This is a genomic window from Nostoc sp. 2RC (assembly GCF_014222165.1).
In the GTDB taxonomy this organism is placed as follows: domain Bacteria; phylum Cyanobacteriota; class Cyanobacteriia; order Cyanobacteriales; family Nostocaceae; genus Nostoc; species Nostoc linckia.
In genome coordinates, this window is sequence record NZ_JACKZU010000333.1 from 1 (window position 1) to 9,382 (window position 9,382).

At 41.0% G+C, this 9,382-nt stretch carries 7 protein-coding genes and 1 pseudogene; 5 read left to right on the plus strand and 3 right to left on the minus strand.

The annotated features are described in order from the left end of the window. Positions 1–177 precede the first annotated feature (177 nt). The 4 genes and pseudogenes from GNE10_RS27170 to GNE10_RS27185 all read left to right on the plus strand — a co-directional run. Positions 178–1,785 (plus strand): bifunctional pantoate--beta-alanine ligase/(d)CMP kinase, encoded by a 1,608-nt coding sequence (locus GNE10_RS27170; RefSeq protein WP_185568621.1) that lies wholly within the window; start codon positions 178–180, stop codon positions 1,783–1,785. An 863-nt stretch (positions 1,786–2,648) separates the two neighbouring features. Next, positions 2,649–3,251, plus strand: a complete 603-nt coding sequence (locus GNE10_RS27175) for a superoxide dismutase (RefSeq protein ID WP_099067066.1) — start codon at positions 2,649–2,651, stop codon at positions 3,249–3,251. A gap of 875 nt (positions 3,252–4,126) precedes the next feature. Then, entirely contained in the window at positions 4,127–5,047 is a 921-nt protein-coding gene (locus GNE10_RS27180) for a DUF928 domain-containing protein (RefSeq protein WP_099067065.1), read from the plus strand. Between the two features lie 102 nt (positions 5,048–5,149). Then, a pseudogene (locus tag GNE10_RS27185) lies at positions 5,150–5,356 on the plus strand (hypothetical protein); the annotation flags it as partial. A gap of 127 nt (positions 5,357–5,483) precedes the next feature. On the opposite strand, the gene GNE10_RS27190 reads toward GNE10_RS27185, so the two are convergent. After that, positions 5,484–6,116 carry an FMN-dependent NADH-azoreductase gene (locus GNE10_RS27190; protein WP_185568625.1) on the minus strand — a complete coding sequence of 211 codons (633 nt, stop codon included), beginning with the start codon at positions 6,114–6,116 and terminating at the stop codon, positions 5,484–5,486. Positions 6,117–6,619: 503 nt separating this feature from the next. On the opposite strand from GNE10_RS27190, the gene GNE10_RS27195 reads away from it, so the two are divergent. Further along, on the plus strand, positions 6,620–7,492 hold the full coding sequence (locus GNE10_RS27195) for a helix-turn-helix domain-containing protein (RefSeq protein ID WP_185568627.1): 873 nt from the start codon (positions 6,620–6,622) through the stop codon (positions 7,490–7,492). Between the two features lie 303 nt (positions 7,493–7,795). Here the strand turns inward: GNE10_RS27195 and GNE10_RS27200 are convergent, their stop codons facing one another. Both GNE10_RS27200 and GNE10_RS27205 read right to left on the minus strand, forming a co-directional pair. Further along, on the minus strand, positions 7,796–8,413 hold the full coding sequence (locus GNE10_RS27200) for a response regulator transcription factor (RefSeq protein ID WP_185568629.1): 618 nt from the start codon (positions 8,411–8,413) through the stop codon (positions 7,796–7,798). After that, entirely contained in the window at positions 8,410–9,225 is an 816-nt protein-coding gene (locus GNE10_RS27205) for a S1C family serine protease (RefSeq protein ID WP_185568630.1), read from the minus strand. Before GNE10_RS27205 ends, GNE10_RS27200 begins: the two co-directional genes overlap by 4 nt. Positions 9,226–9,382: the final 157 nt, after the last annotated feature.

The following is a 9,382-nucleotide window of genomic DNA, read 5'->3' on the forward strand; positions in this document are numbered from 1 at the left end:
GGGGGGAAAGATTTCTTCCACATCCTCCCACACCTCCCACACCTCCCACACTCCCCGCTTGCCCAATGCCCCATGCCTCATGCCCCATGCCCATTACTTAATTCCTCTAGTTCAACTATCTCCTCTCTTTCAGATATAAACTAACGGGGGAGGGATGAGAGAACTAGGGGTATTTTTGTGCGCCTGTTGAGAACAGTTGCGGCTTTACGCTGCTATTTAACTAAACGCTGCTTGGAAAACAAGCTGATTGCGGCTCCAGAAAATCTGGTACTAGATGAGATGAATGGCTGGCATCAGACGGCAATTGGCCTGGTGCCGACAATGGGGAATTTGCATCAAGGTCATTTAAGCTTGATTCAACGGGCGCGACAAGAAAATTCCACGGTGATTGTCAGTATTTTCGTCAATCCCTTGCAATTTGCGCCCAATGAGGATTACGAACGTTATCCGCGGACTTTGGAGCAAGACAAACAGCTTTGCGAACAATTTGGGGTAGATGCAATTTTTGCGCCGACTCCGGAAGAAATGACAGTACCGCAGAAAAGTATACAAGAATCAAAGCTTACACAAGTTATACCCCCATCTGCTATGATATCTGGCTTGTGTGGTCGTTCTCGCCTGGGTCACTTTCAGGGTGTCGCAACGATTGTGACCAAGCTTTTCAACTTGGTACAGCCTGACCGAGCCTACTTCGGTCAAAAGGATGGTCAGCAACTGGCAATTATTAAGCGGCTAGTAGCTGATTTAAATATGCCAGTGGAAATTGTTGCTTGTCCAACAGTACGGGAAGCATCGGGTCTTGCCTTGAGTTCTCGTAATCATTATTTGACTGCAACAGAAAAAGAGCAAGCGGCGGTGCTGTATCGCAGCTTGCAAAAAGCTAAAGTTGCCTTTCGCCAAGGAGTTCGCGATAGCAGCAAGTTGATAGCAATAATACAGCAAGAACTGACAATGGTCAGCACACTTTTAGTGGAATATATTGAATTGGTTGAACCGACTACGTTGATGTCTTTAAATAAAGTTCAGGAGGAAGGAATGCTGGCGATCGCAGCCCGTCTGGGTTCTACACGTTTGATTGATAATATTATTTTGCGCGATCGTCAACCCATCATCGCCATTGATGGCCCAGCAGGTGCGGGAAAATCCACAGTGGCGCGTCAAGTGGCAGCAGTCCTAAATTTAGTGTATTTGGATTCAGGAGCAATGTACCGCGCTGTAACTTGGTTGGTACTGCAACATGGCATTGCTATTAATGATGAGTGTGCCATCGCCGAATTAGCCAGCCAATGTCATATTGAGCTTACACCCACCCAGAATTTACAATTTCCGGTGCAGGTTTGGATTAACGGTATCGATGTTACCCAAGCAATCCGCAGCGTTGAGGTGACATCTCAAGTATCAGCGATCGCAGCACAAAGTTCTGTACGTCAAGCTTTGGTTAAACAACAGCAAAGCTGGGGTAAAAAAGGTGGTTTAGTAGCTGAAGGCCGGGACATTGGTACTCATGTGTTCCCCGATGCCGAAGTGAAAATTTTCTTAACCGCTTCTGTTAGCGAACGCGCACGTCGCCGCCACCAAGATTTTCAAAAACTTGGTCAACCCGAAGTCAGTTTAGAGCAGTTAGAACGCGACATTGCCGAACGCGACACCAAAGATAGTACGCGTAAAATTTCTCCTTTGCAAAAAGCGGCGGATGCCATCGAATTGCAAACTGATGGTTTAGACGTGTCTGAAGTGACTGCACAAATAGTTAACTATTACCGCCAACGCTTATCTGAGTGGTAGTCGTCGAACTCCAACACTCCAACAAATAAATTATTTTGCTTTGGATGGTTGATTATTGGCTGTTGACTGTTTACCGTTGAGTGTTAACTGTGAACCGTCAACGGTTAACTCTATTGTTTTATAGGCTTTTAAATTGCACAGTCGCTTCCTAAGTTGTTTGATCGCTAACAATCAACCGTCAACTGTCAACAGTTAACAGGAATATTTTTAATTTGTATTAAATAATTTTATTATTGTCTATTTTTATTTATCTTAAGCAAAAAGATTATCTTTATCATAATATGAATTTAAATATAAATTAATCTAGCTTAAGATTGATTTTTAATATAGCAATTAATCTCACTATAGGTAGAAGTTTCAAATCTTTAATTGCTAAATCCTAATTACTTAATACCACTCCTCAATTATTATTCTCAAACGAAAAAATCCGCGAGTTATTATAGAACTTGGGAATATAGGCATCGGATTTGATTTTTGAACAAAATTCCGTACACTTTACTCTTTTATAACCCTGTTGCTTATTGCCTCTTAGCTCTTGCCTGCCTATACAGTTCAGTTCATTAATCAAATCGCACTACCATATAACCATTCTGATTTCATATCCTTCAAATCAGATTGACATATTGGATGTTGCTATGAAATATTAGTCATTTTTATTTATAGCCATTATTCCCTAGCAGTTTGACTTATTTTACTTATTAGGCGAGTACTTTGTTTTCTCTTCACTTTGGTAGTAGAATGACGATGTTAAGTTTTATGTTTCATCATAGAAGACATAAAACTGCCAAAATTAAAAGCTGCTAATTTTCTAAGCTTCTGCAATAGCTTGAAACTAGAAACCGCTAAAGAGAGGATTACACACAATGGCATTTGTACAGCCCCCCCTACCTTTTAAGAGTGATGCTCTAGAACCATATGGTATGAAAGCTGAAACTTTCGAGTACCACTACGGCAAGCATCACAAAGCCTATGTAGATAACCTCAACAAGCTGACTGAAGGTACAGAACTTGCTGACAAGTCTTTGGAAGAGGTGATTCAAATTTCCTTTAAAGACTCCTCTAAAACAGGAATCTTTAACAACGCGGCTCAAGTTTGGAACCACACTTTCTTTTGGAATTCCTTGAAACCAGCAGGTGGTGGTACACCCGCCGGTGACCTTGCAGCCAAGATCGATAAAGATTTTGGTAGCTTCGACAAATTCAAAGAAGAGTTTTCTAACGCAGCCGCAACTCAGTTCGGCAGTGGATGGGCTTGGTTAATTGATGATAGTGGTACGCTAAAAGTGATTAAAACACCAAATGCAGAGAATCCTCTAGCTTATGGTCAGAAGGCACTCTTAACCTTGGATGTTTGGGAACACGCGTACTACATTGACTATAGAAACGCTCGTCCAGCCTTTATCAAGAATTTCCTAGATAACTTAGTTAACTGGGACTTCGTTGCTGAAAACCTTGCAAAAGCATAATTAACAATTAGTTAAAAACTGGTTGTGAAAGTAGCTTTTTACTAGCAGTCACGATGTTCTATCGTGACCGGAGTCCGGTTAAAGCAACAGCAGGGAGTAGTGAATCGGGAAAAAGATAGCCCAAACATTAGACTTCTAAGAGAAGTCGGGAAAAGGGGAAGGGGAAAGAGGGAAAGTATTGGTATTTTCCCTTTCCCTTTCCCCTTTAACATCCATTGCTTTTCCCGCAAGAGTGCAAAAAGCACTTTTGCACTCTTATACCAATTTGAAAAATGATTGCGACAGATGTATAGCCAAAAGCGATTACTACTAACTGTTTCACAATCCAAAATCTAAAATCTAAAATCCAAAATGGTATTACTCCATGAGTTGCGCTCACAAGGAGCAATAAAAATTAATCATCTCATGCCCAATGCCCTATTTTTAAGGCAGGTCTATTGGAGTGGGTTTCAAGGGTCATTGGAGCGAGAGTAGGCACAATTTATTTGTCGCATACCAAGTGTCCATCAAAACAACTTGAAATAATATAACTTTATGATGCACAAGGTTTTGCAACATCTCCGTCACATGTACTATCTTTGTTTTTCCATCTCTGTCTGGGTCATAAATCCGATAGTCAACTACCCAAATTTTTGTGATTTCATGATTGACATATAGACAATTGATTAACTTAAATTAATATGCCAGTTGCGTAAGTCCTGAATTATTTAATTATTTTTAAATTTGGAATTTGGAATTGGAGTGAAGCGACGGTTGTTTCATGCGCTACTTTAACTTGCTGAGAAAGTAGCACATGTAAAGCCTTGTTAGTGTCAACCTTAAGCTAATTTATTATATAAACCCCTCCGAATGTACTACAAGTAGACAGGGATATAATGAAACATAATTTTTGGGCAAGTTACGTGCTTGCAGCTTTAGCATTTTTACCCCTAGAACCTCTGAGCATGACTCAGGTTTTAGCAACAGAGTCAGTTTACCAACTGGCACAAACTAGAGCTGCTTATACTCAATACATGCAACTTGGTTATAACGAAACCAAACGCAGAAATTATCGAAAAGCTTTAGCATATTTTCAGCAAGCAGAACGCCTGCGTCCTGGAGATAAATATGCGACTGCGGCCATTAGAAATGTTACAGGTTATATTCAACGTGGCAGTGCTAGAAATCGTATTGCCTTTGTTCCGGGTAAACCTGGTAGAGTCAGGTCAGCAGGAACGCGCGGGACTTGTGTTCAAATTGGAGAATCTATTATTCCTTTGACACCAACAGATAAAGAAGCTCAACGAACCACAGCAGAACATCCAACATTCTATTTTTATATTCCTCAAACCTCTACAAAACTAGAAGCATTAGAATTTGTTTTGCAAGATGATGAGAGTATCGATCCATTATATAAAGAAACTTTCAAGCCTGTTGGGCAAAACGGTATTGTGAGTGTAACGGTACCTGCTAATAAGTCATCTTTACAAATCGGCAAAGAATATAGTTGGACTTTTTCTATGATTTGCGATGTGAGTAACCGTGATAAAGACTCATATACAGAAGGTACTATAGTGCGATCGCAGGATGAAAATCTATCCCTCCAGCTAAAACAACCAAACACAGACTTGGAACGTGCAGTTTTATTTGCCACAGCTGGATTTTGGGAAGACTCTTTGAGAACTTTAGCTAATTTACGCCGCCAGCAACCTAACGACCCCGAAGTTCAAAAATACTGGGAAGATTTGTTAAATTCTGTAGACATTAAAGAAGTTGTAAACAAGCCTCTGTTGCCCTGTTGTACAGCCCAGAGATAAGTTTTAAATTTGAAGTTGGCACTAAGAATAAGGGTGTGGGGTTTGGGGTGTGGGGAAAATTAGTAAAAGCATCATATAAATTTTATTCAAGATATCAATATGGCACAGCGATTAAATGAGGAAATGACAATCACTATATTTGGTATTGTTTCTAATGGCGATCGCTGGCAATTTGCTAACCTCAACGCTCAAGTATTTACGATAAACATTACATTATACTCTATTCAAGAGTTAGATAAATTATTTGCGGCTGTCAATTATCTATTTCAACAGTGCCAATTGCAGCTAGACAATCTGGTGTCTGCTTGAAAATTCCGGCACAGAAGCAGAGGAACAGAAGAGATGATAACAATTCAAAATTAAAAGTTCAAAAATAAAGGAGTGTAGGAAAAGTAGAAAGAAATTTCTTTCCTACCTTCCCCACCTCCCCACAAAACTATGCTGCCACTAATTCTGTAATTTTCGCACGAGCTTTGGCGATGGATTCACTCAAACTTATGCCGCCTAACTCGTCATTTTCAACATGGATAAAGTTGATATCAGTGATGCCTAGAAAACCGAAAACCGTTCTTAAATAAGGGTCTTGATGATTCATCGTTCCGTAGCGTTCGCCAGGTTCAAATCCAGAAGCGCCACGTGCGGTAATAACCCACATTTTTTTATTTAAAACCAGAGGTTTGTAAGGATTGTCAGTATCTTCTGGTTCATAGGAAACAGTTCGTCCAATTCGCACAATTTGATCGATATATGCCTTGAGGGTGCTGGGAACGCTGAAATTGTACATAGGAACGCCAATGACGTAGAAATCCGCAGCTAAAAATTCATCCACGAGCAAATCGCTGATGCGAATCGCTTCCTTTAATTGAGGGGTGTGTTGTTCTTGCGGTGTAAAAGCAGCAGCAATCCAGGATTCATCTACATGGGGGACTGGATTTCGGCCAATATCTCTGTAAGTAATGGTATCACTTGGATGAGACTGTTTCCAAGCAGCAACGAACTCTTGTGTCAGTCTGCGAGAGTGCGATCGCTCACCACGAGGACTAGAATCAATATGCAATAGATGTGCCATAGTTGTTTTTGCTCAATCACGGAATTTTAGATTTTGGATTTTAAATTTTGGATTGTTGATTCAAAAATTTATAACCTAAAAACAAGCCCCTATCTCAATACTGCTCGCTTTGTGCATTTTCAACTCGGAATTTGGTTTTGCGAAAAGGTTAAAGGTTTTTTCTTTCCCCTTTCCCCTGCCCCTTTTCCCCTTAACCGACAAGTATTGGCCCCTATCCAAAAACCAGGAACAATACCCAAACACGCATAAAGTCAATCCAAAATCCTTTATCCAAAATTGTTTGACTATTCCAGCTTAGATAAATGACTGATACCGTACTATCTGATTTTTGTGCAATTATCAAAATCTTGCGGCTAATTGCTGGGAGTCTTCCTCAAGTGAATACAATTAGGTAACTCCAAAAAATAAATTATTGCGGTTGCGGTTGTTGACTTTTAACATTCTTCCGTAGAATATTTTTTTACTTGGAAGTCCCTTATTAAGATAGATTGATTATTTTTATCATGGAAATTCCAACGGGTTGCCAGACTCAAATAACCTGTCAGCCTATCTTATCTAGTGAAAATCAGGGTTGGGAAAATATTTGGTTGGAGGAATTCCAACACCCCCCAGGTGAAGGAACAAGTTATTACAGAGATGAACATGCTATTTGTGTATCTCTTGCACCCCGTCCTGTGCCTTTGCTACAAATTCAGGGAGGCAAAAGTTATACAGGGTTGTATGGCAAAGGTGACCTTTCCATAACTCCTGCAAAAACGCCATTTTTTGCCCGTTGGGATTTAGAAGACCACTACTTATTAATTCGGATTGCATCTGATTTTATCCAGCATGTTGCCAGAGAAACCATTGATACAAATACCGAACAGCTGGAATTAATCACAGAATTTCGGACTCGCGATCGCCACATTGAGTCCATCGCTATGATGCTTTTTTCTGAGCTAAAACAAGAAAATTTAGGCGGAAGACTTTATATTGAATCACTAGCAAATGTCTTGGCAGTACATTTGCTCAGACAATATTCTGCCATCAAACCCCGGTTGACTGTTTACAACGGTGGTTTACCTCAGCGCCAATTAATTCAGATTTTAGAATACATCGATGCAAATCTGCATCAAGACATCAAGCTTGCAGATTTAGCCCAATTGCTTGGTATGAGTCAGTTTCATTTCAGTCATCTGTTCAAGCAGGCGATGGGAATTGCTCCTTACCAATATCTGCTTCAGCAACGCATCGAACGTGCAAAGCAGTTGTTGAAAAAAAGCGATCGCTCGATTATCGAAATTGCTTTAGTGTGCGGCTTCAACAGCCACAGCCATTTAAGTAAACAGTTCCGGCAAATCACAGGTATGACACCGAAAGCCTACAGACAAAACTAGCCGATGTTGCTGAATAATGGGATGATTTAGGCTGACACGGAGACGCGGGGATTATGTCTTGATGCAAATTCTCAAATCATCTCACAATTATACAACGCCAACTAGCCCTGTAGAGACGTTGCAGTGCAACGTCTCTACTTGTGCGTACACCGTAAATCATTTATGCGGGGGATATAAGCGAATGATATCATGTCCGCCTAATTACTATAATAAAAACCTCTCCGTGTCTCCGCGTCCCCGTGTCTCCGTGTCTCCGGCTCAGTCCTAACTATGGGTCTTGAACCGAACCTGATATCACCGCATTTACAACATGATTAAACCTAAGCGGACACCGGCTGTCACCGCCTCAGTGCGGGTAGAAACCCCAAGCTTTTGAAAAATTGATGAAACATGAAATTTTACTGTATGTTCGGAAATTTGCAGGCGTTTGGCGATCGCTTTATTTCCTAACCCAGAACCCAGCATACTTAAAACTTCCATTTCCCTTGGAGTCAATGTTTGCACGGGGTGAGATGCTGTTTTTTCCCGCATGGGTAACAATTCTAAAATACTAGGGTGCAGCACTACCAAACCACAAGCAACTGCTTCCACACCTGCAATAATTTCTGCCTCTGTGCTAGTACTGGATAATATGCCTTGGATGCCCAAACGGAATGCTGTTTCTAGGTCAATACTATCCATATCTTCAGCGATCGCTATAATTTGCTGTTCTGGAATTAACTGCAATTTTGACCAGATAGCTTCTGGGTTACTGCCGAAATCGAGCAAAATTACATCTGGTTGTAATTGCTCAATTTCCTGAGACACCATACCCAAATCAGATGCACTGGCCACCACTGTCAGTTGGGGATTGCTACTCACCACCGCTGATAAACCCGCCCTCACCACCGGAGAAGCAGCAACCACTATCACCCGAATCATGTAGCCTCCACAGCAGTTTGTCTGGTGATGTAAACTATCAATTGCCGACCATTCCGCAGAAATTGTAATGGGATAGAGTTGCCGATTTGATGCAGATATTTAGCCAAGTCCTCAGGTTGAGTAAAAGCACGTCCAGAAACCCCAACTAATACATCACCAATTTGTAACCCCACGGTTTTTGCTACACTGCCAGGAAGTATTGATAACACTAATAAACCTAGAGTACGTCTGCCTAAAACCACAGGTTGCAGTGTCACTCCTAATTGCAGACGTTGACTACCGCGTAAAAAGCGGTTAACAATATTGCTGGGAATTGCCACAGCCAAATTGTTGACAATCATTGTATTAATACCCACCACTCGACCCAGACAGTCGGCTAAAGGCCCCCCAGAATTGCCAGGATACAACTGTAAATCTGCCATTACAGTTTGTGGATGATTTGTGTGAACAATACCAATTGTCACTGCACCGCTATCAGCCATAGGATTTCCCACCGCTAAAACTAGTTCGCCAAGTCGTAACTTATCTGAATCACCGATACTTGCAATGTTTAAATCCGTGGCGTTAATTTTGAGTGCTGCTAAATCTTGCTGCGGGTCAAAATGCGATCGCACTGCTTCAAATACCCTACCATCCCACAATTCCACAGTTGCCCGGTTGCTAGTTGCTACATGGGCATTAGTAATAATCAGCCCATCAGCTTGCCAAATAACACCAGAACCCACTGCTGTGGCACTAGTTTTAACTTTAACTGTGCTTTGACGAAGTTTTGTGGCTACTGCTGACAGTTCATCATTGAATAGTCTAATCATAATTGCCCATTTTTTGCAGTAATTATTTAAATCAACTCCAAAAACCAAATTAGGGGATTGTAAAAAATAAATTAGTCAGGTTGTTGGGTGTTGACTGTTGACTGTTGACTATCGGAATGTTTTTTTGCCGTTGCATAATTGCGGGATAATTTGAGAA